The 304-nt window shown below is 40.8% G+C and carries 1 protein-coding gene; it reads right to left on the reverse strand.

Annotated features, from left to right (window positions below; translation table 11 throughout):
* Positions 1 to 304: FGGY-family carbohydrate kinase (locus tag ACEN4L_RS13535; RefSeq protein ID WP_407123686.1), on the reverse strand; the 304-nt coding region annotated here is incomplete at both ends.

A 304-nucleotide genomic window follows, 5' to 3' on the forward strand; every position in this document is an offset into this window, starting at 1 on the left:
AGTTGTTCCTCTAGTTAAGCCAAATACAGAACCCCTTGCATCTTGATCCCAATACGGAGCGCCTAATCCTGTAAATGCCGGAACAACATAGACACCATCCGTAGTGTCTACTTTGTTAGCAAGATCTTCAGACTCTGGGGACTCCCGGAACATATCCATTCCATCTCTTAGCCATTGTAAAGCTGATCCGGCTACAAATATAGAGCCTTCTAATGCATAATAGACTTCACCATTCAATCCATATGCTAAAGTAGTCAGTAATCCGTTTTTAGATTGAATAGGCTCTTTTCCAGTATTCATAATA

Origin of the sequence: Desemzia sp. FAM 23988 (genome assembly GCF_045528365.1) — a bacterium.
Lineage (GTDB): Bacteria > Bacillota > Bacilli > Lactobacillales > Carnobacteriaceae > Desemzia.